Genomic DNA, 26,242 nt, shown 5'->3' with positions numbered 1-26,242 from the left:
TACTAAAAACACAATACAATGATTACGATCGCTATTGGTTTATCCATACTTCTGCTTTTTGTTGTTCTTTTCCTTCTTTTCAGGATCGGAACGCTGGCATCTATATTCAGAGGTTCCTCTCAGAAAGCAGTAGGTACAACTAAAACAAGCAATAAAGTGAATAGTATGCTTCTGCTACTGTTCCTGATTATAGGTGGAATTGCCTTTATATGGTCTTTCTCTGCATCATGGGATGAGATGAACCAGCCAGTGGCATCCGTGCACGGTGAATGGACAGATGAATTGTTCTGGACAACGATGATCATCATCGGTATCGTGTTTGTTATCACACAGGTTCTTCTGTTCTGGTATTCATATAAATATCAGCATAAGGACGATAAGCGCGCCTACTATTATCCACACAATAACAAAGTGGAGCTTATCTGGACTATGATCCCGGCGGTAGTAATGGCAATTCTTGTTTTTGCCGGCTGGAAAACATGGACCAACATTACAAGTGCTGCTCCTGCAGATGCAGTTGTAGTAGAAGTAATGGGTAAGCAGTTCAACTGGATGGTAAGATATCCTGGTGCTGATGGAAAACTTGGAATTACAAAGACGTCTCTGATAGATGCGACGAATGAATTTGGTATTGATTTTTCAGATCCAAATGCACAGGACGATATAGTTAACCCGCTGGAGTTACATATTCCAAAAGGTAAACCTGTGTTATTTAAGATTCGTTCTAGAGATGTGATCCACAGTGTGTTCCTTCCTCACTTCCGTCAGAAGATGGATGCTGTACCGGGAATGCCTACAAAGTTCTGGTTTGTACCAACCAAGACAACTAGTGAAATGCAAAATGAGACCGGTAATGCTGAATTTAAGTATGAGTTGGCTTGTACTGAAATATGCGGTCGTGGTCACTTTGCGATGCGCTATGTAGTTGTAGTTGATGAGCCGGAAGATTATGAAGCATGGTTAGCAGGGCAGAAAGCTTTTGCGTCACAGAACCCGGATGTAGTAGCAAAATTCAAGACTACTGCGGCTGATCAGCCAGCAACAAGATTGGATGCTGCGGCAGAGGAAGAAAAAACAGAATTATAGCATTTAAATACTTAGAAAATGTCTAGTACAGATATCGCTATTAACCAGACTGATATGCATCATGGCCATGAAGAGCATGATCATCATCACGATTTGAATTTTTTTGAAAAGTACATTTTTAGCCTTGATCATAAAGTTATTGCCAAGCAATATCTTTTCATGGGTATTATATGGGCTTTCATCGGTGGTTTCCTTTCAGTTCTTTTCCGCTTACAGTTAGGATGGCCGGAAGCTACTTTTACTTTCCTGGAACCGATTCTTGGTGGTTGGGTTCAGAATGGAAAGATTGACCCGGAGTTTTACTTGGCAATGGTTACCATGCACGGTACAATCATGGTGTTCTTCGTTCTTACAGCTGGTTTAAGTGGTACTTTCAGTAACTTCCTTATTCCGCTTCAGATCGGTGCCCGTGATATGGCATCAGGATTTATGAACATGTTGTCTTTCTGGATTTTCTTCCTGGCAAGTATCATCATGTTCACATCCTTGTTCATTGAAACAGGTCCTGCAGGTGGTGGATGGACTATTTATCCTCCATTAAGTGCATTGCCGCAAGCTATCCAGGGTTCAGGAACTGGTATGACTTTATGGTTAATAAGCATGGCGCTGTTTATTATTTCTCAGCTGCTGGGTGGTGTTAACTATATAACCACAGTTATTAACCTTAGAACAAAGGGGATGTCTATGACGAAACTTCCTCTTACAATCTGGGCATTTACGTTAACAGCTATCCTGGGATTGCTATCTTTCCCGGTACTTTTATCAGCTGCTCTACTTCTTATATTCGACCGTAGCTTCGGAACCAGCTTCTTCCTATCTGATATTTATATTGCCGGACAGGCCTTATCAAATACAGGAGGTAGCCCGATTCTGTTCCAGCACTTGTTCTGGTTCTTAGGTCACCCTGAAGTGTACATTGTAATCCTTCCAACCTTCGGTATAGTTTCTGAAGTTATTGCTACTAATTCACGCAAACCAATATTTGGTTACAGAGCCATGATCGGTTCAATGCTGGGTATAGCCGTACTTTCTTTCGTAGTTTGGGCACACCACATGTTCGTAACAGGTATGAACCCATTCTTAGGTTCGGTCTTCATGTTCCTGACTCTGATTATTGCGGTGCCATCGGCAGTGAAAGTATTTAACTGGTTGGCAACACTGTGGAGAGGTAACATCCGCTTTACATCTGCTATGATGTTCGCAATCGGTTTCGTTTCTCTGTTTATTTCAGGTGGTTTAACAGGTATCATACTTGGTAACTCTGCGCTGGATATACAGCTACATGATACTTACTTTGTGGTAGCACACTTCCACCTTGTAATGGGTGCAGCAGCGTTCTTTGGTATGTTCTGCGGTATTTACCACTGGTTCCCGAAAATGTTCGGCAGAATGATGGATGAGAAACTGGGTTTTGTACATTTTTGGTTAACATTTATTGCAGTTTACCTGGTGTTTATGCCAATGCACTATGTTGGTATTGCAGGTTTCCCAAGAAGATACTACAACTGGACAGGTTTCGAAACATTCAACATGTTTACAGATCTTAATACTTTCATTAGTATTTCCGCTATAATCGGTTTCACTGCACAGTTCATATTCCTGTTCAACTTCATTTATAGCATGTTTAAAGGAAGAAGAGCTACACTTAATCCATGGCACTCTAACACACTGGAATGGACAACACCAGTAAATCCGGGACACGGTAACTGGCCAGGTGAGATCCCTGCTGTTTACAGATGGCCTTATGATTATAGCAAGCCAGGTGCAGCTGAAGACTTTATTCCACAGAACGTACCTTTCTCAGAGACACAATCATCAAACCTGCCTCAGGAGAGAGTTCTAGAGTAATTTCATTAATGGTTAATAAATCTTCTAAGGAACAAAAATTTAGAAGAATAGGGGTACTTACAGTAATTGCTGTTTACTTTCTAATCTTAGTTGGAGGAATCGTCAGAAGTACGGGATCAGGCATGGGTTGCCCAGACTGGCCTAAGTGCTTTGGAAGTTGGGTTCCTCCAACTAATGTTAACCAATTGCCAGAAGATTACCTGGAGGTATACAAACAGAAGAGGATTGAAAAAAATCAGAAGCTGGCAGGTTACCTGGATAAAGCTGGATTTGATAAGGTAGCAGCGTATATCTTTACACATCCGAGTCAGTACACCGAAACGGAGTTTAATGTAACCAAAACTTGGATAGAGTACCTGAACAGGCTGGTTGGTGTTGCCATAGGCATTCTGATATTTCTGACCTTACTCTACGCTATACCTTTTCTAAAAACTGACCCTTCTGTTTTTTACATATCGCTGGCTAGTTTTATACTCGTTGGTTTCCAAGGGTGGTTAGGGTCTATCGTTGTATCTACCAATCTGTTACCGATAACGATTACGATACATATGGCGCTTGCGCTGGTTCTTGTTGCTTTGTTGCAGTATGTTGTTGTAAGAGTAAGAGAACGCGATAAAAAAACAACTTTGCCTTTCAGCAGCAGGCTGAATGTGATGATCTGGGCAGTACTTATAACTACGTTCGGGCAGATAATGCTTGGCACTCAGATCAGAGAAGAAATAGATATAGTTGCTTTTACCATGGGGAATGCGCTACGTGCGGAATGGATTGATAACCTCGGTTTAAGTTTTTATATACACCGGTCTTTTTCTATAGTTGTAGTAGGCATGCATCTATATCTTGCTTACCTGATCTATCAGCTAAAAGACCAAAGATTAACCCGTTGGACCAATGTGATGCTCTTTATAGTGCTGGCAGAGGTTACTTTCGGTGTTATTCTGACCTACTTTGCAATGCCGCCGGTAATGCAACCGCTTCACTTAACGTTTGCAGCGTTATTGTTCGGAGCGGAGTTCATGATTCTGATAATATATTATTACGCATCTAAAAGGGTGCATAAAAAGTCGGTAGCTATAGTATAGTGATGTTGATTGAAGAAAAGAAAACGCTACTGCCTCAAATTGGAATGGGTACTAAAGCCTCAGCATATTTCAAGTTACTGAAGTTCAGGCTAAGCTTTACGGTCTCTTTTTCCAGTGCTATCGGGTTTATACTTGGCAGGCCAGTAGCTACTTACTGGGAGATAGCTCTTGTAATGATTGGGGGATTGCTGGTAACAGGATCTGCTAACATTATAAATCAGATCATTGAAAGAGAGCACGACAAACTGATGAAACGCACAGCGAAGCGACCATTGCCAACCGGGCAGGTTAGCGTAGCTGAAGCAATTGGTGTTTGTATAGTTACGGGTGTAGCAGGATTACTGATTCTGGGATATACCTTCAATGTGCTGACAGCGGCTTTATCGTTACTTTCGCTTATACTATACGGATTTGTTTATACGCCACTTAAACGTGTAAGCCCAATCTGTGTGTTTGTAGGAGCTATTCCTGGCGCAATGCCTCCGCTATTAGGTTGGGTGGCAGCAACAGGAGTTTTAGGAGTAGAAGCCTGGATATTATTCGGCATTCAGTTTATGTGGCAGTTCCCGCATTTCTGGGCGATTGCCTGGGTGTTGGATGATGATTACAAGAAGGCAGGGTTTAAAATGCTGCCGATGGCTGGCGGTAAAAATCTGAAAACTGCTTTCCAGATCATGATCTATACCTTGGTACTGATTCCGTTTAGCCTGTTACCATTGCAATTTGGTATGACAGGAACAACCTCTGCGCTTATAGCAGTAGTTTGTGGCGTACTGTTCCTAGCCCAAACATTTTATCTCATGCGTACCTGCACTAAAAAAGCAGCCATGAATATTATGTTCGGCTCATTTTTATATTTACCGATCGTACAGATCGCATTTGTTTTAGATAAAGTTAACCTATAACCATGGTTACGAACATAGAAAATCAAAATTCCGCAGGCGTTCACCCGCTTAAATTTGCGCTCTGGCTTATCATTATCAGTATCCTGATGATGTTCGGTGCTTTTACCAGTGCTTATATCGTAAGACGCGAAGAAGGCAACTGGCTGGAATTCGACCTGCCACAGATGTTCATCATCAATACTGCGGTAATTATACTAAGCAGTATTACAATGCAGTGGGCTTATTTTGCAGCCAAAAAAAATAACCTAAGCATGGTTAAAATCATGTTGGTCCTTACAATGGTATTAGGTATTGTCTTTTTATATGGACAGCTGAGTGCCTGGGGCGATTTGGTGCAGAATAACGTTTACTTTGGTGGCGTTGACAGTAACCCAGCCGGCTCATTTCTGTATGTACTTACAGGAGTTCACGGTTTTCACTTAATAACAGGATTGATATTTTTAGCTATCCTATTGATAGCGAGCTTCAAATATAAAGTGCACTCTAAAAAAATGGTGCGTATACAGTTATGTACAACGTATTGGCACTTTTTAGGCGGACTTTGGCTATATTTGTACTTCTTTTTACTGGTAAATCACTAAACACGTTTTATACATAAACTATGTCTACATCAACTACGCTGGAAGCACCTAATACAGGTACATGGGATGGTGGCAATGAACCATTGAAAGCGAGCTATGGAAAACTCATGATGTGGTTTTTCCTGCTGTCCGATGCATTTACATTTGGCGCCTTTCTGATCGTTTATGGTTTGTCGCGTCATAGCAACCTGGCCTATACCGGAAAAGCTGAAGATTTCACTTTCTCTACTGAGTGGTGGCCAATTCCTGAAAAAGTATTTAATGCATTCCCTGGTCTGCATGGCATGGATCTTCCGCTTGCATTCGTGGCATTAATGACAATGATTCTGATTCTTAGTTCTGTAACAATGGTACTTGCCGTTGAAGCCGGACACAGAATGGATAAGAATGATGTGCAGAAGTGGCTACTATGGACTATCCTGTTTGGTGCAACTTTCCTTGGTTGTCAGGCATGGGAATGGTCACACTTTATTGCAGGTGATGGCGTAGGATTGCAGTTAGCTGATGGTACAACTATAATGGGTGCCAACCTGACCATGAACCAATATGGCCCGCCGTTGTTTGCAGATCTGTTCTTCTTTATTACAGGTTTCCACGGTACGCACGTATTCACTGGCTGGATCATGCTGGTAATGATATTTATTAACACTGTTAACGGAGTGTACCACAGACGCGGGCATTACGAGATGGTTGAGAAAGTTGGTCTGTACTGGCACTTTGTTGACCTTGTATGGGTATTCGTTTTCACATTCTTCTACCTGATCTAACAGAACAAAGTATAAACTAATTACCTGCAAAGCACTTAACAGTAATAACAGGTATAAACGTTATAACATATGGCAACGCATCACGAACAAGATTTTAATACAGCTGGAGAAGTTCCGAAACCGCAAACGAAAGCGATCTGGAGAACTTTCATCATACTGGTAGCACTAACAGCAGTAGAATTTATATTTGCTTTTACAATGGAAGCCAGTACAGTTCGTAACTCTATCTTTATTATCCTTACCATTTTCAAGGCATTTTACATTGTAGGGGAGTTTATGCACTTAAAGCACGAATCAAAAGTGCTTATATGGTCTATACTTTTACCAATGGCACTGGTAACCTGGCTTATGGTAGCACTAATTGCAGAAGGTAGTTACTACTTCGAGTCCATTACCAATTATTTCAAATAAAGAAGACTACATGCGTAAGATAAAGGCACTAATGTTAGGACTCCTGATATTAGTGCCTATTTTCGTTTTTATATTTATCTATACTTTCGGGGAGCATCATTTTAAAGTAAAAGGCTACTACCCCGAAACAAATGATAAAGGAGAAGTTCTGCTTAACGAGAAAGGCGATACGCTTTTCCAGACAGTGCAGGATTTTACACTTACCGACCAGAGCAGCAATTCTTTTTCGCAGGCCGATCTGCAGGGCAAGATTTATGTTGTAAACTTTTTTTACACTGATTGCCCGGACCTATGCCGCAAAATGAGTTCTCAGTTAGTACGGGTGCAGGACGCTTACCAGAACAATCCAACTATTGCACTTGTTTCTATTACAACCAAGCCTGAAGAAGATTCTGCCAGTGTATTAAAAGGGTATGCAGCAGAATATAGCGCTGATACAACAAAGTGGCATTTCCTGACTGGTAGCAAGAAGGAAATCTATAGTTTAGCACAAAATGGTTTTAAACTGCCTTTGCAAAAGACCGGCGGCCCTGAAGATTTTTTACACAGCGATAGGTTTATGCTGGTGGATAAAGAGAATAAGGTAAGAGGAGTTTATAAAGGTACCAGTGTAACCGACGTGGACAGGCTTATACTGGAGATTAACGTTCTATTAGATGAGTACAGTAAAAGTAAATAATGCCAATGCCGCCCGCGAAAGGCGCATGATGTTCCTGATCGCTACGTTGTCGATTTTAATTCCGGTGGCTGTAGCGGCTCTGTTCTTCCTCGATAAATCAGTAGCAGATGCCTCCGTTGACGTTTCATTTCAACCGCCATTGCATGCTATACTGAATTCATTAACGGCTATTGCGCTTATAGTTGGGTACTATAGCATTAAACGTAATAACATTAAAGTGCACCGCGCTTCAATGCTTACAGCGTTTGGCTTATCGGCTATCTTCCTGGTATCGTATGTGACCTACCACTTTTTAGGAGAACGTACTATCTATGGTGGAGAGGGCGCACTAAAGTATATTTATTATTTTGTACTGCTTACGCATATTGTGCTAGCGGTAGTTATAGTTCCGTTGGTATTGCTCTCGGTTTATTTTGGCATTACAAATCAGCTTTCGCGTCATCGTCGCATATCCCGCTGGACCTTCCCGATCTGGTTGTATGTGGCAATTTCGGGTGTGTTGGTTTACCTGCTTATTTCGCCATATTATAATTAAATTACGTAAAGTAAATTACTTGTTGGGCATATGAAAAAGTTAACAATCAAAGGTTTGGCAACTATAGTTTTCGTTTTGGGGCTTATGCTTGCCACAACTACGGACAGCTATAGCCAGTGCGCCATGTGCCGCGCTACAGTTGAGTCTAATGTGGGAACCGGCAAAACAGAGGCTGATTCTGCAGTTGGTTCCGGATTGAACACAGGTATTTTGTACCTGATGGCAATACCATATATCCTGATCGGAACAGTAGGCTTTTTATGGTACAAGAGCAACAAGAAAAATAAGAATGGCGGTACCATCTAAAGCAGGGGCTATTTTAAATTGCCGTTGCCCACGTTGCCGTCAAGGTAAAATATTCACACATCCGGCTTACAACCTTCGCAAATTCGATAGCATGTATGAGGACTGCCCGGTATGTGGTCTTCATTACGAAGTAGAAGTAGGTCTTTTTTACGGCGCCATGTATATTAGCTATGGTTTTTCGGTAGCAATTGTTTTTATAGTTGGCGTGCTGCTTTATAACCTGGCCGGAGATCCGCCTACATGGGTGTACATTAGTACGGTCGCCGCTGTCGTAATTCTGGCAGCTCCTGTCCTGTTCCGTTACTCCCGCGTGCTGATGCTGCACTTTTTTTCAGGCATTAACTATAATCCCACCTATAACAAGGTATAAATCTGTACTGAATCAATAGGGCTTATCCTGCGTTTTAGTTAAATTCGTGGGATAAACTGTTAGATCTTGAATCGGAAGGTAACACCCTTTATACTTCTTCTACTGTCGTTGCTATGTTTCGTAGCTACGGCGGCTATTCATTTCTATGTAATTCCGGCACCTTCCATCTTTTCAGGGAATCAGAAAAAGCTTGCAACTATACAGCAGCGCACACTTTATTGTATTGCCAAAGCCAAAACACAGGCCGTAACTATAGGCCGGCAACTAAGCCCGGAAACCGTTTCCTTTTCTTCCCTGCTCGATAAAACAGATTACCCGACACTGGTCTACAAAAATAACCACATCGTATTCTGGTCGGCGGATGTGGCTATTACGGACTTGGATGTTGCACCCGAAGCAAAAAAGGTAGCCTTTGCAAGCAGCGAATATGGATCTTTTATAGTTGTACCGCATCAGGCAAAAGGCTATAAAATATTCGTCTATATTCCCCTGGAAACAGATTACCGCATTAAGAACGAATACCTGAACAAGTCACTTTCGGAAGAAATATTCGACCAGCCTGTAGCCGGTATTGTTCCTGACCCTAGAATTCGCTTGCCGCAGGTAAGATCACCTCAGGGCGATTACCTGTTCTCTGTAGATCTTAACGAAAATGAAGTAGACCAAAGCAGGCAAACAACACAGTTAACCCTGTTACTCCTTGGGATTATACTTTATGTAACTGCTGCTATAGTTTATTGCCGGCAACAGGTACAGCACGGAAAACATGGCAAAGGCGTAATTACGCTGTTAGTCATGCTAATACTGTTGCGTATTGTGCTACTGGTGTTTAACCTGCCCTTTGCTATTGCTGATACAGAGTTATTCGACCCCAGACTTTATGCCGCCTCCCGCTGGTCTCCGTCCATTGGCGATCTGGCACTTAATATTTTGCTGCTGCTTATAGTTGCTGCAGCAGGCTTGTACCTGTTTTATAAGAATAACGTACTGACACAACTCAAAACGATTGAGCTGAACTATAGACGGCCTATCATTATAAGTTGCATCCTGGGCTTTTACCTGTTGCTTATAGTGCTGTTCCTGTTCTACTATGGCATCTACCACAATTCGCCGCTCATACTGGATATCAACCAGTCGCTGGAGTTTTCGAAATACAAAATAATACTTTACAGCATTATGCTGCTGCATACCATGGCGCTATGCGGTTTTGCTTACATGCTTACCACTGCAACCGTTGTTTTACTCTACAAAGAAAAGAAAGCCTGGCCTTACCGTTTATTGTTCCTGATCAGTTTGGTGTTGCTGCTGATCACGGTGCTGGCCAAACTACAGTTCTGGGGAGTTGTTTTGATCGGTACGTTGTTTTGGGTCATCATCATTTTATCGGCGCAGCATAAAAATGTAGTCAGTGCCGCTTACCGTTCTTACCTGTTCATTTTGCTGGTGATAATGATGAGCGCCATGACCGGAGCATTTGCGCTTTTCAGGCATTACCAGAACGAGGTTAAACTATACAAGCAGTCGTTTGCATCCAGTATTATACAGGGAAATGATGTGGTGGGGGAGTTTTTCCTGGATGAGGTAGCGGATAAGATAGCGAAAGATGGACTGATACGGCTGAAAATGCTGGGCCCGTATGTAGATGCATCCTTCATAAAACGCAAGATTTCCAAGCAGTACCTTCGCGATTATTTTGATAAGTATGAAACGAATGTGCTTCTGTTCGATAGCAAGGGCAACTCCCTGGAAAGTGCCGATACTACGGCCGCTACGTTGCAGGAGCTGCTACGCAAATACGATACTCCCGAGAACCGTACCGAACGGAAGAACCTGTTTTTAGTGCAGAACCCGGCCAGGTATAATTCGCGCTTATATCTCAAACTCATAGAAGTGCCGTTGGCTTATGGGCAGAAAGGAACTATAGTTTTGCAGTTGAGTCTGCAGAAGTTACTGCCTCATAGTTTGGTGCCGGAGCTGCTTTCAGGCCAGCAGCATAACCAGCCTTTCCGGATGGATTTGCTAAGCTACGCTATTTACGAAAACAGGAAACTAAGCTACAGCGAGGGTGAATACGACTATGCCACCAACCTTAATCCCGACCACATTGGTCATTCAGAATTTTACAGAGACGGCCATAACCAGGGAGATTACCACCATTTTGGTGTAGTGGCCGGTAAGGATAAGGTACTGGTTGTAACCAACGAGAAATATAGTGCCACCGAGGTACTTTCCAACTTCTCTTTCCTGTTCCTTATTTTTATGGCAGGCTTTATCCTGCTTGGGCTTCTCATCCTGTTATACAATCGCAACTATATCCGGGAGTTCAGGCCTAATTTCAGTACCAAGATACAGGTGTTCCTTAATTTTGGTATTCTGTTGCCTTTGCTGCTGGTTAGTATTGCCATTGCCAGTTTGGTTACGGCATCATACAAAAAGGACCTGAAGACCACTTACGAGCAACGCGGTAAAGCTATACAGGGAAACCTGAATGCGCTTATTGGCACAGGCGTGCTGGAAAACAGGAGCGAATTGCAGAAGCGGATCTCTGATATTGCGGCTATCTCTGAAACCGATATAAACCTGTACGACCGCAACGGCCGCCTGATAACGACAAGCCAGCCGTTGATCTTTGAAGCCGGCTTGTTGTCGAAGCTGCTCAATCCGGAGGCCTTTGCAGCGATCTCAGAGCGACAGGCACTTCGTGTATTTTTAGAGGAGAAGGCCGGTAATCTTACCTTTAATGCGGTGTATCTGCCGCTCCGGGTTAACAATGATCCATTCACCTTGTCCGGGTTTGTTGGTATCCCTTTCTTTGATTCTGAAAAAGAGCTTGATCTGAAGCTGATTGAGCTCATTACGACCACGATGAACATTTTTACGGTTATGTTTATCGTGTTTATGCTGCTGTCTTTCTTTGCTTCGAGGGCTTTAACAGTGCCGTTACGCTTGCTGGCCGATAAACTGAAACGAACCTCCCTGACCGGTAAAAACGAAATGCTGGCTTATGAAGGTGCCGATGAAATAGGTATGCTGGTAAATGAGTATAATCGCATGTTGTTAACGCTCGAGCAGAACAAACAGGATCTGGCTATACAGGAAAAAGAAGCTGCCTGGCGCGAAATGGCCCGACAGGTTGCCCACGAGATCAAGAACCCGCTTACCCCGATGAAGTTGTCGCTGCAATACCTGCAGAAAGCCATTGCGGAGAAAAAGCCGAACACAGAACAGCTCATCGATAAGATATCGCACACGCTGATCACGCAGATCAATATCCTGAGCGACATCGCTACCTCGTTCTCCAGTTTTACTTCCATGCCGGAGCCAAAAGCTGAGTTGGTAGATGTAGCGGCGGCGCTACGTAAAGCGGCTGACCTGCACAACGACCCTGCCTCAGCCAAAATTACAGCCACTATACCTGCCGAAGAAGTGATGGTAATGGCCGACGAAAGCTTGCTGGTACGTACGTTTAATAACCTGCTGCTGAACGCGATACAGGCAGTGCCTGCCACGCGTAAGCCAACTATAAAAGTAGAACTGAACTATACACCGGAGCAGGTGCATATTGATATTAAAGACAACGGCACCGGCATACCGGAAGACATACGTCAGAAAGTGTTTGTACCTAATTTCAGCACCAAGTATACAGGTTCGGGCATAGGCCTGGCGGTGGCGAAGCGCGGTATAGAAAATGCGGGCGGCAAGATCTGGTTTGAGACTGAAAATGGCAAAGGCACTACATTTAAGATCACGTTGCCGCTAGCACAGCATGTGTCCTAAGAGGCTTTTTGTAAGCATATTGCTGTTCCTGTTGTGCCTTCCATTGCTGGCCCAGAAACCCCTGAGCAACAAACGCTGCCAATGGCTGCGGGTAACTCCGGAGCCCATGGTACTCGACTCCATGACGTTGCTGCCATCCACTGTGGAGTTCTTCGGGCCTAAAAAAGAGCAGTATAGTTTCGATTACAACTATAGCCGCAACGAGTTTACATTTACCCGCTTTCCGGCCCCCGATTCTGTAGCTGTAGATACGCTTGGCACCATGCAGGCCATACCTGATTCGGTACTGATCTGTTACCGCGTGTTGCCACTTAACCTTACCAAACCTGCTTTCCGGAGAGATGTATCACAACTGGACATGAGTTCTTTTAACAAAGGCTTTTACCAGGAAGACATCAGCACACGCGAAGAAATTTTTAAAACACCCGGCCTGAACAAGACCGGAAGCATAAGCCGGGGCATCTCGTTTGGCAATACCCAGAACGTGTTCGTAAACTCGGCTCTTAACTTACAGTTAGACGGAAAGTTAACGGATGAGATAAGTATTACCGCTGCCATTACTGACCAGAACATTCCGTTTCAGCCGGAGGGCAATACGCAGCAGTTGCAGGAATTTGATAAAGTATACATCACCCTCAAACATAAACTATGGCAGCTGACAGCAGGCGATGTGGTGTTACGAAACAGGCCATCTTACTTTCTGCAGTTCTATAAAAATGTACAGGGCGCAGCCTTCGAAACAACTATAGGGCAGTCGCCGGAAAAGCAGGGAATCACAACTATAGCAGCATCGGCCTCAAAGGGGAAATTTGCGTCGCAGGAAATTCAGCCGCTAGAAGGAGTGCTGGGGCCTTACCGGTTGCGCGGGCCAAATAACGAGCGTTTTATTATAGTGCTGGCTAACTCAGAGCGGGTGTTTCTGGATGGCAGGTTGTTGTTACGTGGCTATGATTACGATTATGTGATAGACTATAACCAGGCTGAGATCACGTTCACAACCAAGCATGTCATTACCAAAAACTCACGGATCAAAGTTGATTTTGAGTACTCAGACCAGAACTATAGCCGCAGCATTTACCACGCCAGCCATTACCAGCAACTTAACAAGTTAAGCGTTTACGGCAACTACTATAGCGAACAGGACAACCCCAACAATCTGCTTAACCTGGACCTGCGCGATGAAGATAAGGAGTTGCTGGCAAGTATTGGCGATGACCTGAACCAGGCGGTAATTCCGGGAGTGGACAGTGTGGCTTTTGACCCGAACCAGGTGCTGTATGCCCGGAAAGATACGATAGTTAATGGCTTGCTGAATGAGATTTATGTGTACTCCACAAACCCGGACTCTGCCTACTATAATGTGCGTTTCTCGGAAGTAGGGCAGGGGCAGGGAGATTATGTAATTGCTAATACGACTGTAAACGGACGTGTGTACCGCTGGCTGGCTCCTGTAAATGGTGTGCACCAGGGAAACTATCTACCGGTGCGCATTGTGCCAACACCCCGTAAAAAACAGCTGATAACGCTAGGAGCCGGCTATGAACTGCAAAAAGGCATGAAGGTTTTCATGGAAGGAGCTGCCTCACAAAATGATCTCAACCGCTTCTCTACGGTAGATGCTGCCGACGATAACGGGAAAGCCATGCGCGTGGGCTACCAGGTACAGGATAAAGAGCTGACTCTGCTTGGCAACTATAAGCTGAACAGCACCCTGAACTATGAGTATACGGATGAGAACTTTGAACCCATCGACCGTTACCGCCCGATAGAATTTGACCGCGACTGGAGCTTGCAGACACCTGACGTAAAAGCCGAAGATCACATCTTTAATTTCTCGGTTGGCGCTGTTAAAGACCCGAAAAACTTGTATAGTTACCGCATCAGCAGGCGTTACCGTGAGAACCAGCTGGACGGTGTGCAGCACTACCTGGACCTGGTAAAGGAGATTGGGAGGCTTGAGCTGCGGAATAATTTCTTTTTACTGAACAGCGAACAGAGTACTTCTCAGTCTGATTGGTACCGTGGCGATGTAGGTGCAAAGTATAAATTCAAAGGTTTTTCGCCTGGATATGTCTATCGCTTCGATAAAAATAAGATCACAACTATAGGTACGGACTCTTTAATAGGCTCCGCCCAGTATTTTGATGAGCACCTGTTTTACATCGAGAGTGGTGACACAGCCCGCACCCGTTTCAGGGTAGACTATAGCCACCGCACCGACCAGCGTCCAACAAACCTTGGCGAATTTGGAACTCCGGAGGTGGGGCAAACCTATAATGCAGCACTTAGTACTCCCATAGGTGCAGAAAGCGATCTGGCGTTGCAGGCAACGTACCGTAAGCTAAAATTATCGGATGGAAAGCTGGAAGAAACGATACAGAACCGTGCAGACTGGAATGCGAGCTTTCTAGATGGCAGTTTCAGGTCGGAATTAACGTATGCCGTAGGCACAGGGCGCGAACTGAAGCGCATATTTATTTTCCGCGAAACGCTGCCAGGGCAAGGCACACATTACCTGCGCGAAGGCGGCAACCCTAACGACCTGAATGATTACCTGGAAGCTCAAACCGTAGACCAGCAGCGCTACATCAAGATATTCCTGCCGACAGATGAGTATATCAACGCCTACACCAACCAGTTTACCTATCGCCTGAACACCAACGCACCGCGCAGCTGGCGAGCTGAGTCCGGAGCCAGGGGCTTTGCATCGCGATTTACTGTTCTTACCTTTATAAGTATTGATAAGAAAACAACCGACGATAACCTTCAGAACCGTTTTAACCCATTTAGTCAGGATATAGAAGATGAATTCCTGATCTCGATGGCGAGAACGCTGCGCAACTCGGTGTACTTTAACCGCAGCAACCCGCAGTATGGTCTGGAATATACGTTTCAGCAGAACCAGCAAAAATCCTTACTTTCTAACGGCTCCGAAACCCGGAATGTAGGAAGCCACAGTATTATTGGCCGGTTAAACCTGAATGAAGTGCTGAGCTCTAAATTAACTGTAGGCAGGAATGTACGGGAAAACCAATCTAATTTCCTGGAGTCCAAAAACTTCCGGATACGCTCAACGGAACTGTCGCCGGAGCTTGCTTACCAACCCAATACCCGCCTCCGCTTTACCGGCACCTACCAGTTCTCGCACCGTGAAGACGAATTAAACCTGGAAGGAAACGACCAACAAGCAGATTTCCATGAACTGGGAATTGAAACGAAGCTAAGCCAGGTAAACAAACGTGCTGCCACCGCTAATCTGAAATATGTGAAGATTGGCTTTACCGGAGTAGAGAATTCTTTTGTTGGCTACGAAATCCTGAATGCCCTCCGCCCAGGCAACAACATTACCTGGAGCCTGAATGTGCAGCAGCGCCTAAGCAACGGCCTCAACATTTCCCTGAACTATGATGGCCGCAAAGCTAATGGGGTAAATGCGGTGCATACCGGGCGTACGCAGGTGTCGGTGTTATTCTAATGACGCTGCTTTTCTATTTTACTATGGTTTTCCAGGTACGTTGGCAAAGCAGCAGAGCCGTACCATGGATATAGTTCTACATCAAATAACCTGGCTTTAACGGCTGGGTCGGTTTCCACCAGTTTCTGAGCTTCTTCTACGGTTTTGGCATTGAGTATGAAAATACCACGGTAAGCTTTATCGTTTTTGCCAAGTGGGCCTGCCACTACCAACTTACCCTCTTTTGCCAGCCTGCCGATATTATCCATGTGTCCTTTAAATAATTCGTTCAGCTTTTGCTTATCGGTAGTGGTGTTGGAGCCGGTTTTAAGGATGACCAGCACGTACTGCTTCATCCCATAATCATCGGCACCAAGGGAGTCAGCCAAGGCTTTGTTATAGATGGGATTGGTGGTTTGTGCATTTGCAGCAAAACCAAGGCAGCAAAGTAGGGCTAAAGAGAAAAGATATTTCATAATTATAGTTTAGAGTCGCTTTAAGTTACTGATTTAAAGTAATTGTCTGAATCAGGATTTTCAGATTAGTAGGATTAGGCCTTTGCTATAGAGCTATAGCCAAACTACAACTATGGCTGCAATTCCCCTCTTGGGAGGGGTAGGTTAAAACCAAAACTATAGAACTATACCGCAAACTATAGCAGCAGCCTAGAACTCCCCGCCTTAGTTAAGGAGGGGCTGGGGGTGGTTGGACCACAGTACCAATAGAACTACAACCACCGCCACTACTTTTGCCTGTCCCTGCCGGGCCAGTTGAGTTGAAAACTCAACACCATAATAAGTCACGAGTCTGGAGGCTCGCGCCAGCACTAAGTGAAACTGCAACTATAGCAAAGGCCCAATCCTGAAAATCCTTTAATCCTGCAAACCCTGATTCAGATTAATAATACTTCCCCTCCATCAAATAACCCTGCACATAATCTTTCACACCTTCTTCTAAACTATGGAAAGGCTTATCATACCCAATAGAACGGAGCTTGCTCATGTTGGCTTCGGTGAAATACTGGTAGTTGTCGCGCAAGTTTTCCGGAGTATCCATGAAATCGATATTTGGAGTTACGCCCATCGCTTCAAACGTATTTAACGCCAGTGCCATAAAGGTGCGGGCCTGACCGGAGCCTAAGTTATAAATGCCGGAGTTTTTGCGGTGATGCATCAGGAACATGCAAACTTCCACCACATCCTTTACATACACAAAGTCGCGCATCTGCTCGCCGTCTTTAAAATCGGGGTGGTGAGAGCGGAATAGTTTCATGCTGCCGTGGGCCTTTATCTGGTTGTAGGCATGGAAAATAACCGACGCCATTTTGCCTTTGTGGTACTCATTCGGGCCATACACGTTAAAGAACTTCAGGCCGGCCCAGAAGAATGGTTTTGCCGTTTGTTGTAGCGCCCAGATATCGAAATCGTTTTTGGAATCGCCGTAGGGGTTTAGCGGTTTCAGTAACGGAATAGTGGCTTCGTCATCGTCATAACCCAGCGTGCCGGAACCATACGTAGCTGCCGAAGATGCATAAACCAACGGAATCTGGTACTCGCAGCAGGCATTCCAGATCGCTTTGGAGTAGTTCAGGTTTAGCAGGTCGAATACATCTTTGTTAAACTCAGTGGTATCGGTGCGGGCGCCCAGGTGGAAGATAAATTCTACTTCTTCGTAGTGCTTGTCCAGCCACTCAATAAAGGTATCGCGGTCTACAAACTCCTTTATCTTTTTGCCTTTCAGGTTATCTTCTTTTTTAGCGACAGAGAAATTATCCACCACCACGATATCATTAAAGTTCGCTGCATTCAATCGGCTTACCAGGCAACTGGCAATAAACCCGGCAGCACCGGTTACTACGATCATAGAATTAGGGCTATGTTAGATTTTGCGTAAATTTACGAAAATATCAAGAGCAGGTCCTGCCCCGATGAAGAACAAAACTATAGTTTATACTTTACACTTTCTGTGTTTTATAGTTGCAGCGCTAACTATAGTTGGCTGCCAGCAAAAACAGGAGCAGGTAGGGCAGGAGCAGGGCATCACGATAACCGATGATCTGGGCCGAAAACTGCATCTACCAAAGCAGCCCGAGCGGGTTTTCGGATTTACATCCGCCATGGCCGAAATGCTGTTTGCTATAGTTGATACCGCCAACATCATTGCCCGGACACCTGATTGCGATTACCCGGCTGCCGTTTACACCAAACCTGTCGTCAGCAATTACCCCGTAGACCTGGAGCAGGTGCTCGCCCTGAAACCTGACCTGATCTTTACCAGCGAAGGCATGACGCCACTGGAGGATGCCGCCCGGCTACAGGAACTGGGCATTCCGGTGTATTACCAGAAATACCGAACCGTAGAAGATGTTTTAAAAGGTATAGAAGACATTGGCCGTATTATGGGCCGAGAACAGGTAGCCAACCACCTGGCAGATTCGCTGAGAAAAGAAGTACAGCAACTGGAAGCCAACTATAGAAACCGCCCCAACCCGCTCCAGGTGCTGACGATAACCTGGACTGACCCGATCTATGTATATGGGAAAAACACGTTGCTAACTGACAAGCTCCGCATTTTAGGAGCCGAGAATGCGGTAAAGGAAACTTTCGACCAGCCTTACCCGGCGCTTACCCGAGAGTATATTTTAAAACTGAACCCGGATGTGCTGATGGGTGGCACGAAAGAAAAACTGGAGCAAACTTTCTTCAGTCAATACCCGGAGCTGCGCAAGATCAAAGCTTATAAGGATGGCAGAATTTACGCGCCAACCGGGAACCTGATAGAGCGCCCGGGGCCGAGAATTGTGGAATCGATTAAAGAACTGGAAGGATTTCTGTACCCATGATGCGCATCCTGTACTTTATACTTGCCCTGTTGCTGATAGCAATAGTTATAGTTCTGGGGTTACAGGTCGGTTCTTTTGAGTCTGATCTTGCAACTATAGCCGAGGCATTCCTGAACTATAACCCCGATAATACAACCCATTACGCTATAGTTCACCTGCGCTTGCCGCGTTTGCTGCTGGCGTTGGTGGTAGGTGCGGCGCTGGCATTTTGTGGCTATTTAATGCAGGCCATGGTGAACAACGGACTGGCAGATCCATACTTGCTGGGAACGGCCTCGGGGGCATCATTGGGAGCAGTGCTGGTTTTCTTCGGATTCATAAACATATCTATAAGCGGGTTTTATATGCCGCCGGTGCTGGCTATGGCGGGCGCTTTTATAGTTACGCTGGTGGTGGTTATACTTGGTTACCGCAAACGTCAGCTCATTCCTGCGCAATTACTGCTCGCCGGTATTGCTATCAGTTCGCTTTGTACGGCTATAGTTGGCTTGCTTACTTTTCTATCTGATTCCGAAGGTAAACTGAAGTCAGTTATTTTCTGGAGTATGGGGAGTTTTGAGCGGGCCAGCTGGACCTTGCTGCCTTACCCGGCTATTGCGCTTATAGTTGCGCTTATATTGTTTGCATTTATGCAGAAACAGCTGAATATACTCATGCTGGGCTCCGAAAGGGCGCAGGCGCTGGGCGTGCAGGTGTCGTATACGCGGTGGGCTATATTGGCTACCGTATCTATAGTTACAGGTTTTGCGGTGGCTACTTCGGGGCCTATTGGCTTTGTGGGTTTAATTGTTCCACATGTAACGCGCGGGCTGTTGGGCACAACGGGCAGGAGCAACCTGCTTTTCTGTGCTTTCGTGGGTGGTTTGTTCATGCTGCTCTGCGATCTTTTGTCCCGGATAATTTATCCGCCAACCGGGCTGCCAATTGGAATCATTACTTCGTTCTTTGGTGTTCCTTTCTTCGTATATTTGCTGTCCAGAAAAAATTACAAGTTTAGCAGTTAGATGATTTACGTTAGCAGATTAGAGCATTTTAATGCAGCCCACAAGCTGCACAACCCGAATTGGTCGATGGCGAAGAATAAGGAGGTATTCGGGCCGTGTGCAAATGCCAACTGGCATGGGCATAATTATGAGCTTATTGTTACCGTAAAAGGCAAACCGGAACCCGATACCGGTTTTGTGATCGACCTTAAAAAACTTAGCACCCTTATCCGTACGCACATCATTGAGAAGGTAGACCACAAGAACCTGAACATGGATGTAGCATTTATGGAAGGCAAGCTGGCCAGCACCGAGAACCTGATCATCGAGTTCTGGAACATACTTGCCCCGCAGATCGAAAAAATATCCAACGCGAAACTGCACAGCCTTAAACTTTACGAAACCCCACGCAACTACGTGGAGTACTTCGGAGAATAATTTCCTTTTAATTTTTTAGTGCGCTTATACCTGTTCAGGTAGCCCATTACGTTTCTGCATTACATGAAATATTACATTATAGCTGGCGAGCGATCAGGTGATTTGCATGGTTCCAATCTTATAAAGGAGCTTCGGAAGAAAGACCCGGAAGCAGAAATACGCGGCTGGGGCGGCAATATGATGCAGGAAGCCGGTATGGACCTGGTGCGTCATTACCAGGACATGGCCTTTATGGGCTTTGCCGAAGTGATAAAGAACCTGCGCAAGATATTTGGTTACCTGGGAGAAGCGAAAGCCGACATTGCCAACTATAAACCCGATGTGGTGATACTGGTAGATTATGCCGGTTTCAATATGCGGATCGCTAAGTTTGCCAAAAACAAGGGGCTGAAAGTTTTCTATTACATCTCTCCGAAGATCTGGGCCTGGAACCAGGGCCGCGCGCACAAAATTAAAAAAGTAGTAGACCGTATGTTCGTGATCATGCCGTTTGAGAAGGATTTCTACAAGCGCTTCGATTACGAGGTGGATTATATCGGCAACCCTGTTTCTGATTCGGTAACGGATCATGTGCCTAACCCGGATTTCAGGACAAAGAACAAGTTGTATAACGCCAAGCCTATAGTAGCTATACTTCCAGGCAGCCGCGCCCAGGAGATTGAGAACATGCTGGAAGTGATGCTGAGCGTACTGCCATCGTTCCGTGATTTTCAGTTTGTAGTGGCCGGCGTGTCTACGTTTGGCAAGGACTACTACGAGCAGTACAACAAAGACAAGAACATTAAAATTGTTTACGACCAGACCTATGACCTGCTCTCGCACTCGGTAGCGGCGTTGGTTACATCCGGCACAGCTACCCTGGAGACAGCCCTGTTTAATGTGCCGCAGGTGGTATGCTATAAAACCAGCAAACTTTCTTACACCATTGGCAAAATGGTGATAAAAGTGCCTTACATTTCGCTGGTAAACCTGATAGCTGGTAAGCAGGTAGTTACTGAGCTAATCCAGGACGATTTTACCCCCAAGCAGGTAACAGCCGAGCTAAAAAGCATCCTCTTCGACAAGCACTTCATTAAAAAGCAAAAAGACGGTTACGCCCTTGTTCGTGAGAAGATAGGAGAGTACCGCACTGCCGAACGCGCCGCTGAATTGATGGTGGAGTATTTGAAGGGGTAGGGGTTATACTTCAATTATAGTTTTAAACTTCTCTTTCCGCAAGCTATAGTTTGTGGCTTGTATAATATTTTCTATATATTATCTTTAGTTTATATAACTGCTAAAGTGTATGCTTATCTTTAAGCGCTTTAATATAAAAGACAATATGACCTTAATGAAGTTAAAAACTCTTAATCTCAAAAATATAAAATCATTTGTAGGGGAAAGGGAATTCGATTTCTCAGAATCAGCTAAAATAAATACTGTAAGTGGAATAAATGGTTCAGGAAAGACTACTGTATTCAAATCTATTATTCTTGCTCAAAAAATCTTCTTTGCTGAACAAGTAAATAGTTTTGTTAGCACCAAAATAGACTATTCTAAAGATTTGCAAAACTTTTTTATTAATTCAAACTCATACATAAAATTAGAATTCGAAATATATGACACTACTTTAAAGACAGCTTCATTTACAATAAAATGTATTGAAAGAAAAAAAGAGAATGTAAGTGTTAGATTAGATGGAATACCAGAGGAAGTTGAGTTAATAAAGAAGTTTTGGAATATCAAAAGCCCAACAAACTTAATTGTTTATATAGATTCTAATCGTAATATTTTAGAGAGTGATTTTTCTAATGAAAATATACAGTTAAAACAGTCAGATAGTAATGATTTAGCACTTGAATATATCTCTCATCCAGAAAAGATATTTTATTCTACATATGAAAGAATAATTAGAGATTATATTAGAGAAAGAGTTATACCAGGAAGTCCACGGGCTGACTTACCTCATATTGTTTCTAAAATACTAATTCGTGACATACTAAATTATTTGACTATCTCGAATTTTACAGGTCTAATCAAGAAGAATCAATTTACCCTACAAGTAAAGAGAAATGAAGGGTCAAAGGGTAATTCTTATGATCTTCGTAATTTGAGTTCTGGTGAAAAAACCCTATTCTATATATACCACTTCATTTGTTATGTAAAGAATATTGGGATGTTGATTATTGATGAACCTGAAAATAATCTACATGAAAATATGCTTTCAAAATTTGTAATATCATTAAATGATATTTGCAACAATGAAAGCTTTGCTGATTATATTATCGGTACAGCACAAAAGAATGATTTCGCTATTAAACCAAATTTTGCTAAACAAATAAAATCATTCTACAAAAATCATAATCTATCCCAAGTCTTTTTATTAACCCACTCAAAGAATTTAGTTTATAATAATTTTACATTAGGAAAAAACTATGTAATAAACGATACTTTGAGTTTAGTTGACTATGATAATTATGAGAAAGTTTTAAGAGAGATCGGGCTTAGTAAGATTATTAATAAAGTACTGTTTGTAGAAGGTAAAACAGAAAATGAAATTCTAGAAAGTATCTTATCTCCTCATAACATTAAAGTAAAATCTTTAGGGGGGTGTAGTGAGGTAATTGAAACCTATAAAAGATACTTAAAAATTAACAGAGAGATTAGAGACGTACAATTTTGTTTTTTAATAGATAGAGACACTAGAACAGAAGCAGATATTGACAATATACGTTCAAAGGATGAAGTATTTTTTGATGAACATTTTATTGTTATGGATCGCCATGAAATAGAAAACTATTTCTTGGAAGCTAAGATGTTCTATGAACTATATAGCAAACATAAAATTGGATATTCTGGTATCAAAGTACCATTAGAGAAAATACTTGAACAAAGAATAAAAGGCATTGCAGATAACCATCAAGAAAAAGTTTTGAGAAAAAGGATCCAAAATTTAAATCAAAACAGTTTAGCATCAATTAAGTTGGCTATAAGCAATAAAAGTCTGTTAATAGACTCCAAGTTTGATTATGATAATCATATAGATACAGTTTTTAAGTTAGATAATCTAAAGGTCACCGTAGAAATAATTAAAGAAAATTATAATAGTATAGAGGAAATTAAAAGTAACTGGAATACAGAATGGATAAATCTATGTGATGGTAAAGTTGTCTTTAATGAATTTATAAGAGAAGTTAGTAATGAGTTAGAGATACAAACTAAAAGAGCTAAAAAGGAATTAGTAGAAATAGGATTAGGGTCAAAAAAATATGAAGTATCTAAAATTGTTGATACGATTCTTTTAAAATTACATGAGGTCCAAGCTCAAACTAGTATAGCTTCTGTGTAAAATAAACACAATCCTCCGTACAAAACCCCATGCAATCCGAAAAACAGAAAATGCTGGCTGGGGAGTTTTACAATGCTTTAGACCCACAACTTTCAGAAGAGCGGCTGCAGGCAAGGCTGCTGCTAAAAGAACTAAACGACTCCCGAGAAGATTATCCCATAGAACGAAGCCGCATTATAAAAGAGCTGATACCCAATGGTGGCGAAGGTCTGTGGCTGCAACCACCTTTTTATTGCGACTATGGTTATAATATTATAGTCGGCGAGAAGGTGTTCTTCAACTTTAACTGCGTGGTGCTGGATGTGATGCCGGTAACAATTGGCAGCCGAACGCTTTTCGGACCTAATGTGCAGATCTATACCGCTACGCACCCGCTCAATTATAAAGAGCGCGCTTCAGGGTTGGAGAGCGGCAAGCCCATAACGATTGGTGAAGATGTGTGGGTTGGTGGCAGCGTAGTTATTTGTCCCGGCGTAACTATAGGTGATAGAAGTGTGGTAGGCGCGGGAAGCGTCGTGACCAAAGATATTCCGGCTGGCGTATTTGCAGCTGGTAACCCCTGCAAAGTTATCCGCGAGCTGGATTAACCCGGAATTATAGTTACCTTAACTATATCGGGAACTACCACTATAAAACCATGCCTCACAGAAGCGTACGTGAACTTCAAACAGAAGACATTCCCCTGATTGCCGACTATTGGCTAAACTCAGAACCTGTTTTCTTGGTTGGCATGGGTGTAGATTTGGCCAAAGTACCTTCCCGAGAAGATCTGACCACAATGCTGACGCACCAGCTGAGTTTGCCAATAAGTGAACGAATGAGCTATGCCCTTATCTGGCTGGAAGATGATACCCCGGTAGGGCACAGCAACGTGAACAAAATTGCGTTTGGTGAGTCGGCTTACATGCACCTGCACTTGTGGCAACCGGCGCTCAGGCAGAAAGGAGCCGGTACAGAACTGGTTAAGCAATCACTCCCTTACTATTTCGAAAACCTGCAACTCAAAACGCTTTACTGCGAACCGTACGCACATAATCCTGCACCAAATAAAACACTGGCAAAAACAGGTTTCGAGTTTGTGAAGCGGCACACCACCATACCCGGAACTATAAACTTTGAGCAGGAAGTAAACCGTTGGCAACTTACCCGCGAAAGATACGAGCAGATAAAAGAAGCGCTATAGTTCGTTTTGTACTTTCTCGGTTCGCTTTATCTGTACAGGGTCCTTCCCTTTAAAGATCTTCCCGGCTACTGTATCAGCTTTGTAACTATAGTATCTGTGCCCTTCATAGTCTATGTAAAAGCCGGTTTTAGGGTCATACACTTTCTGCAGATTTGGGTAGTGCCACAGGCCGGTGGTAGGGTCGGGTATGCGGGTTTTGCTGGCATCCATTGCGTTAGGCATGGGCACAGGCATGGTGTTGGCAGAGTCTTTGGCAGACCAGCTCAGTTTGGCCGTATTGGTTTTCAGGAAGTAATCAAATCGCTTTACAAAAGAATTCAGATCAGCTGTCTGTGCTTGGGCTGTTATGCTAAACCCTAATCCTAATAAAAGACTTATAGTTGTAAGTAGTTTCATAGGTCTGAGAACCATCGTTGCGGCTTGTTACAAATAATTAATCCAGCTTATTATATGGCTGCAATTTATAAAAAAGAGCCTTTTGCAGCTACAAAAGGCTCTTTAGTAAAAAGGTTTAAAGCTGTAAATCAAGATTTTGAAGGAGCCGGAGAGTATTTAACTACTTTATTTTTCTGTGGCTCTACTGTGCGCAGGTACTGGTAAATAGCGCGCAGGTCTTCTTCTTTCATACCGGCATACATTCTCCATGGCATGATGGAGTTAAACTCATCAGGACCTACTTTTTTATCTGCTATAGCAGGATCCAGGTTTTGTTTAAAGCGGTTTACAAAAGCATCTTCTGTCCAGTTTCCTATGCCGGTCTCTTTATCAGGGGAGATGTTTGCTGAACGTATTGTTCCGAATGGCAAATTAAACTCAGCGCCGCCAGCCAGGTACTTTTCTTTATCAGGGCTGTGGCAGTCGGTGCAGGCAGCTACGGTGAGCAGGTATTTTCCTTTTGATACCTGGTCTTCCAGTACAGGTGTGGCTTTAGCAGTCGCTTTAATTGGCATTGTGCGCAGAATCAGGTTAAACGGAAAATCCGGCTCTGACTTTGGTACAACATTTTTTATTGGTTTCAGTGTTCGGATGTAAGCAATGATCGCATGCACGTCCTGCTCACTCATCTGGCTATAGGCACCATAAGGCATCATCGGGAAAATAGGATCGCCATCTTTGGTTACCCCGGAAATAATAGCGCGGTAAATGTCACCATCTGTCCAGCTGCCTATCCCTGTTTCCTTATCAGATGTTATATTCTTCGCATAAAATACACCCGGAAAACCCATTGTCTGGTCAAACCTGTCTCCACCTTTACCGTGAGTGCCAGGCACCAGCGGCCCGGCAAACTGGGACCAGTCGCGGGTAGAGTGGCAATCGATACAGACAGCAACATGATTAGCCAGGTATTCTCCACGTGCTACCAGTGCGGGTGTCTTTTTGATAGTTATAGCAGGTGCCGCATCTACATTAGGGAAGGCGTATTGGATGTAAATAATGCCGGCGGCTGCAACGGCTAAGATGCCCATTAGCACGTAGCCAATCACTTTAAATACTTTTTTCATAGGGATGGGATTGATAGCATGTGATATACATTTTAACCTTTAATTGTGTAATTTTTCTAAAAAATATTACTTATACAACTAGGGTGTATCTTGAACGCTATACTTTTTAGTGAATCCGGTTACAGAACTGGTAGACATAAATAAAAAAACCGCAGGGGTTGGATT

Annotated in this window: 24 protein-coding genes; 20 read left to right on the top strand and 4 right to left on the bottom strand. The window is 43.6% G+C overall.

The features are described 5' to 3' along the window. Positions 1-18: 18 nt before the first annotated feature. The 13 genes from KYK27_RS01885 to KYK27_RS01825 all read left to right on the top strand — a co-directional run bounded on the left by KYK27_RS01885 (position 19) and on the right by KYK27_RS01825 (position 15,822). Entirely contained in the window at positions 19-1,086 is a 1,068-nt protein-coding gene (locus tag KYK27_RS01885) for a cytochrome c oxidase subunit II (protein ID WP_199108368.1), read from the top strand. A gap of 18 nt (positions 1,087-1,104) precedes the next feature. Beyond that, positions 1,105-2,934, top strand: a complete 1,830-nt coding sequence (locus tag KYK27_RS01880) for a cbb3-type cytochrome c oxidase subunit I (RefSeq protein ID WP_199108367.1) — start codon at positions 1,105-1,107, stop codon at positions 2,932-2,934. Positions 2,935-2,942: 8 nt separating this feature from the next. Further along, positions 2,943-4,016 carry a COX15/CtaA family protein gene (locus KYK27_RS01875; RefSeq protein WP_199108366.1) on the top strand — a complete coding sequence of 358 codons (1,074 nt, stop codon included), beginning with the start codon at positions 2,943-2,945 and terminating at the stop codon, positions 4,014-4,016. 2 nt (positions 4,017-4,018) lie between these two features. Beyond that, positions 4,019-4,921 carry a heme o synthase gene (cyoE, locus tag KYK27_RS01870; protein WP_199108365.1) on the top strand — a complete coding sequence of 301 codons (903 nt, stop codon included), beginning with the start codon at positions 4,019-4,021 and terminating at the stop codon, positions 4,919-4,921. Between the two features lie 2 nt (positions 4,922-4,923). After that, complete coding sequence (locus KYK27_RS01865) at positions 4,924-5,502, top strand: heme-copper oxidase subunit III (protein ID WP_199108364.1); 579 nt, start codon at positions 4,924-4,926, stop codon at positions 5,500-5,502. 20 nt (positions 5,503-5,522) lie between these two features. Further along, on the top strand, positions 5,523-6,269 hold the full coding sequence (locus tag KYK27_RS01860) for a cytochrome c oxidase subunit 3 (RefSeq protein ID WP_199108363.1): 747 nt from the start codon (positions 5,523-5,525) through the stop codon (positions 6,267-6,269). Between the two features lie 69 nt (positions 6,270-6,338). After that, positions 6,339-6,680, top strand: a complete 342-nt coding sequence (locus tag KYK27_RS01855; RefSeq protein ID WP_199108362.1) for a cytochrome C oxidase subunit IV family protein — start codon at positions 6,339-6,341, stop codon at positions 6,678-6,680. A 10-nt stretch (positions 6,681-6,690) separates the two neighbouring features. Further along, positions 6,691-7,359: an SCO family protein gene (locus KYK27_RS01850; protein WP_199108361.1), complete on the top strand. Its 669-nt coding sequence runs from the start codon at positions 6,691-6,693 to the stop codon at positions 7,357-7,359. Next, positions 7,337-7,894 carry a DUF420 domain-containing protein gene (locus tag KYK27_RS01845; protein WP_199108360.1) on the top strand — a complete coding sequence of 186 codons (558 nt, stop codon included), beginning with the start codon at positions 7,337-7,339 and terminating at the stop codon, positions 7,892-7,894. Before KYK27_RS01850 ends, KYK27_RS01845 begins: the two co-directional genes overlap by 23 nt. A gap of 30 nt (positions 7,895-7,924) precedes the next feature. Continuing rightward, positions 7,925-8,200 (top strand): hypothetical protein, encoded by a 276-nt coding sequence (locus KYK27_RS01840; RefSeq protein WP_199108359.1) that lies wholly within the window; start codon positions 7,925-7,927, stop codon positions 8,198-8,200. Next, the gene (locus tag KYK27_RS01835; RefSeq protein ID WP_233150206.1) at positions 8,184-8,570 is read left to right on the top strand and encodes a DUF983 domain-containing protein; all 387 of its coding nucleotides are present in this window, start codon (positions 8,184-8,186) and stop codon (positions 8,568-8,570) included. Before KYK27_RS01840 ends, KYK27_RS01835 begins: the two co-directional genes overlap by 17 nt. A 66-nt stretch (positions 8,571-8,636) precedes the next feature. Next, positions 8,637-12,347, top strand: a complete 3,711-nt coding sequence (locus KYK27_RS01830; RefSeq protein WP_233150205.1) for a sensor histidine kinase — start codon at positions 8,637-8,639, stop codon at positions 12,345-12,347. Beyond that, positions 12,337-15,822 (top strand): hypothetical protein, encoded by a 3,486-nt coding sequence (locus KYK27_RS01825; protein WP_199108358.1) that lies wholly within the window; start codon positions 12,337-12,339, stop codon positions 15,820-15,822. Before KYK27_RS01830 ends, KYK27_RS01825 begins: the two co-directional genes overlap by 11 nt. Here the strand turns inward: KYK27_RS01825 and KYK27_RS01820 are convergent. Both KYK27_RS01820 and rfaD read right to left on the bottom strand, forming a co-directional pair. Next, complete coding sequence (locus KYK27_RS01820; RefSeq protein ID WP_199108357.1) at positions 15,819-16,277, bottom strand: YciI family protein; 459 nt, start codon at positions 16,275-16,277, stop codon at positions 15,819-15,821. The two genes, KYK27_RS01825 and KYK27_RS01820, sit on opposite strands and share 4 nt — an antisense overlap. Positions 16,278-16,698: 421 nt before the next feature. Next, the gene (gene rfaD, locus KYK27_RS01815) at positions 16,699-17,664 is read right to left on the bottom strand and encodes an ADP-glyceromanno-heptose 6-epimerase (protein ID WP_199108356.1); all 966 of its coding nucleotides are present in this window, start codon (positions 17,662-17,664) and stop codon (positions 16,699-16,701) included. A gap of 22 nt (positions 17,665-17,686) precedes the next feature. Between rfaD and KYK27_RS01810 the strand changes: the two genes are divergently transcribed. The 7 genes from KYK27_RS01810 (at position 17,687) to KYK27_RS01780 (ending at position 24,575) form a co-directional block, all read left to right on the top strand. Beyond that, positions 17,687-18,643: an ABC transporter substrate-binding protein gene (locus tag KYK27_RS01810; protein ID WP_233150204.1), complete on the top strand. Its 957-nt coding sequence runs from the start codon at positions 17,687-17,689 to the stop codon at positions 18,641-18,643. Further along, on the top strand, positions 18,640-19,647 hold the full coding sequence (locus KYK27_RS01805; RefSeq protein WP_199108355.1) for a FecCD family ABC transporter permease: 1,008 nt from the start codon (positions 18,640-18,642) through the stop codon (positions 19,645-19,647). Before KYK27_RS01810 ends, KYK27_RS01805 begins: the two co-directional genes overlap by 4 nt. Further along, on the top strand, positions 19,648-20,064 hold the full coding sequence (locus tag KYK27_RS01800; protein WP_199108354.1) for a 6-pyruvoyl trahydropterin synthase family protein: 417 nt from the start codon (positions 19,648-19,650) through the stop codon (positions 20,062-20,064). Between the two features lie 63 nt (positions 20,065-20,127). After that, positions 20,128-21,240, top strand: coding sequence for a lipid-A-disaccharide synthase (gene lpxB / locus KYK27_RS01795; RefSeq protein ID WP_199108353.1), 1,113 nt, complete (start codon positions 20,128-20,130; stop codon positions 21,238-21,240). 109 nt (positions 21,241-21,349) lie between these two features. Next, positions 21,350-23,392 carry an ATP-dependent nuclease gene (locus KYK27_RS01790; RefSeq protein WP_199108352.1) on the top strand — a complete coding sequence of 681 codons (2,043 nt, stop codon included), beginning with the start codon at positions 21,350-21,352 and terminating at the stop codon, positions 23,390-23,392. A gap of 29 nt (positions 23,393-23,421) precedes the next feature. Then, positions 23,422-23,979, top strand: a complete 558-nt coding sequence (locus KYK27_RS01785; protein WP_199108351.1) for a sugar O-acetyltransferase — start codon at positions 23,422-23,424, stop codon at positions 23,977-23,979. Positions 23,980-24,029: 50 nt separating this feature from the next. Further along, positions 24,030-24,575, top strand: a complete 546-nt coding sequence (locus KYK27_RS01780) for a GNAT family N-acetyltransferase (RefSeq protein WP_199108350.1) — start codon at positions 24,030-24,032, stop codon at positions 24,573-24,575. Here the strand turns inward: KYK27_RS01780 and KYK27_RS01775 are convergent. Beyond that, positions 24,570-24,971 carry a hypothetical protein gene (locus tag KYK27_RS01775; RefSeq protein ID WP_199108349.1) on the bottom strand — a complete coding sequence of 134 codons (402 nt, stop codon included), beginning with the start codon at positions 24,969-24,971 and terminating at the stop codon, positions 24,570-24,572. The genes KYK27_RS01780 and KYK27_RS01775 overlap by 6 nt on opposite strands. A 128-nt stretch (positions 24,972-25,099) precedes the next feature. Beyond that, complete coding sequence (locus KYK27_RS01770; protein ID WP_199108348.1) at positions 25,100-26,077, bottom strand: c-type cytochrome; 978 nt, start codon at positions 26,075-26,077, stop codon at positions 25,100-25,102. Between the last annotated feature and the right edge of the window lie 165 nt (positions 26,078-26,242).

The sequence above is a fragment of the Pontibacter populi genome (assembly GCF_019336435.1).
GTDB classification, from domain to species: Bacteria; Bacteroidota; Bacteroidia; order Cytophagales; family Hymenobacteraceae; genus Pontibacter; species Pontibacter humidus.
Note: the sequence above shows the minus strand (reverse complement) of the source record. Positions and strands in the feature narration are given on the sequence as shown.

What these genes read in the sequence shown, in the direction of transcription:
- KYK27_RS01885 (WP_199108368.1), top strand. Translation starts at nt 19, where the DNA reads ATGATTACGATCGCTATTGGTTTATCCATACTTCTGCTTTTTGTTGTT.
- KYK27_RS01880 (WP_199108367.1), top strand. Translation starts at nt 1,105, where the DNA reads ATGTCTAGTACAGATATCGCTATTAACCAGACTGATATGCATCATGGC.
- KYK27_RS01875 (WP_199108366.1), top strand. Translation starts at nt 2,943, where the DNA reads ATGGTTAATAAATCTTCTAAGGAACAAAAATTTAGAAGAATAGGGGTA.
- cyoE (WP_199108365.1), top strand. Translation starts at nt 4,019, where the DNA reads ATGTTGATTGAAGAAAAGAAAACGCTACTGCCTCAAATTGGAATGGGT.
- KYK27_RS01865 (WP_199108364.1), top strand. Translation starts at nt 4,924, where the DNA reads ATGGTTACGAACATAGAAAATCAAAATTCCGCAGGCGTTCACCCGCTT.
- KYK27_RS01860 (WP_199108363.1), top strand. Translation starts at nt 5,523, where the DNA reads ATGTCTACATCAACTACGCTGGAAGCACCTAATACAGGTACATGGGAT.
- KYK27_RS01855 (WP_199108362.1), top strand. Translation starts at nt 6,339, where the DNA reads ATGGCAACGCATCACGAACAAGATTTTAATACAGCTGGAGAAGTTCCG.
- KYK27_RS01850 (WP_199108361.1), top strand. Translation starts at nt 6,691, where the DNA reads ATGCGTAAGATAAAGGCACTAATGTTAGGACTCCTGATATTAGTGCCT.
- KYK27_RS01845 (WP_199108360.1), top strand. Translation starts at nt 7,337, where the DNA reads ATGAGTACAGTAAAAGTAAATAATGCCAATGCCGCCCGCGAAAGGCGC.
- KYK27_RS01840 (WP_199108359.1), top strand. Translation starts at nt 7,925, where the DNA reads ATGAAAAAGTTAACAATCAAAGGTTTGGCAACTATAGTTTTCGTTTTG.
- KYK27_RS01835 (WP_233150206.1), top strand. Translation starts at nt 8,184, where the DNA reads ATGGCGGTACCATCTAAAGCAGGGGCTATTTTAAATTGCCGTTGCCCA.
- KYK27_RS01825 (WP_199108358.1), top strand. Translation starts at nt 12,337, where the DNA reads ATGTGTCCTAAGAGGCTTTTTGTAAGCATATTGCTGTTCCTGTTGTGC.
- KYK27_RS01820 (WP_199108357.1), bottom strand. Translation starts at nt 16,277, where the DNA reads ATGAAATATCTTTTCTCTTTAGCCCTACTTTGCTGCCTTGGTTTTGCT.
- rfaD (WP_199108356.1), bottom strand. Translation starts at nt 17,664, where the DNA reads ATGATCGTAGTAACCGGTGCTGCCGGGTTTATTGCCAGTTGCCTGGTA.
- KYK27_RS01805 (WP_199108355.1), top strand. Translation starts at nt 18,640, where the DNA reads ATGATGCGCATCCTGTACTTTATACTTGCCCTGTTGCTGATAGCAATA.
- KYK27_RS01800 (WP_199108354.1), top strand. Translation starts at nt 19,648, where the DNA reads ATGATTTACGTTAGCAGATTAGAGCATTTTAATGCAGCCCACAAGCTG.
- lpxB (WP_199108353.1), top strand. Translation starts at nt 20,128, where the DNA reads ATGAAATATTACATTATAGCTGGCGAGCGATCAGGTGATTTGCATGGT.
- KYK27_RS01790 (WP_199108352.1), top strand. Translation starts at nt 21,350, where the DNA reads ATGCTTATCTTTAAGCGCTTTAATATAAAAGACAATATGACCTTAATG.
- KYK27_RS01785 (WP_199108351.1), top strand. Translation starts at nt 23,422, where the DNA reads ATGCAATCCGAAAAACAGAAAATGCTGGCTGGGGAGTTTTACAATGCT.
- KYK27_RS01780 (WP_199108350.1), top strand. Translation starts at nt 24,030, where the DNA reads ATGCCTCACAGAAGCGTACGTGAACTTCAAACAGAAGACATTCCCCTG.
- KYK27_RS01775 (WP_199108349.1), bottom strand. Translation starts at nt 24,971, where the DNA reads ATGAAACTACTTACAACTATAAGTCTTTTATTAGGATTAGGGTTTAGC.
- KYK27_RS01770 (WP_199108348.1), bottom strand. Translation starts at nt 26,077, where the DNA reads ATGAAAAAAGTATTTAAAGTGATTGGCTACGTGCTAATGGGCATCTTA.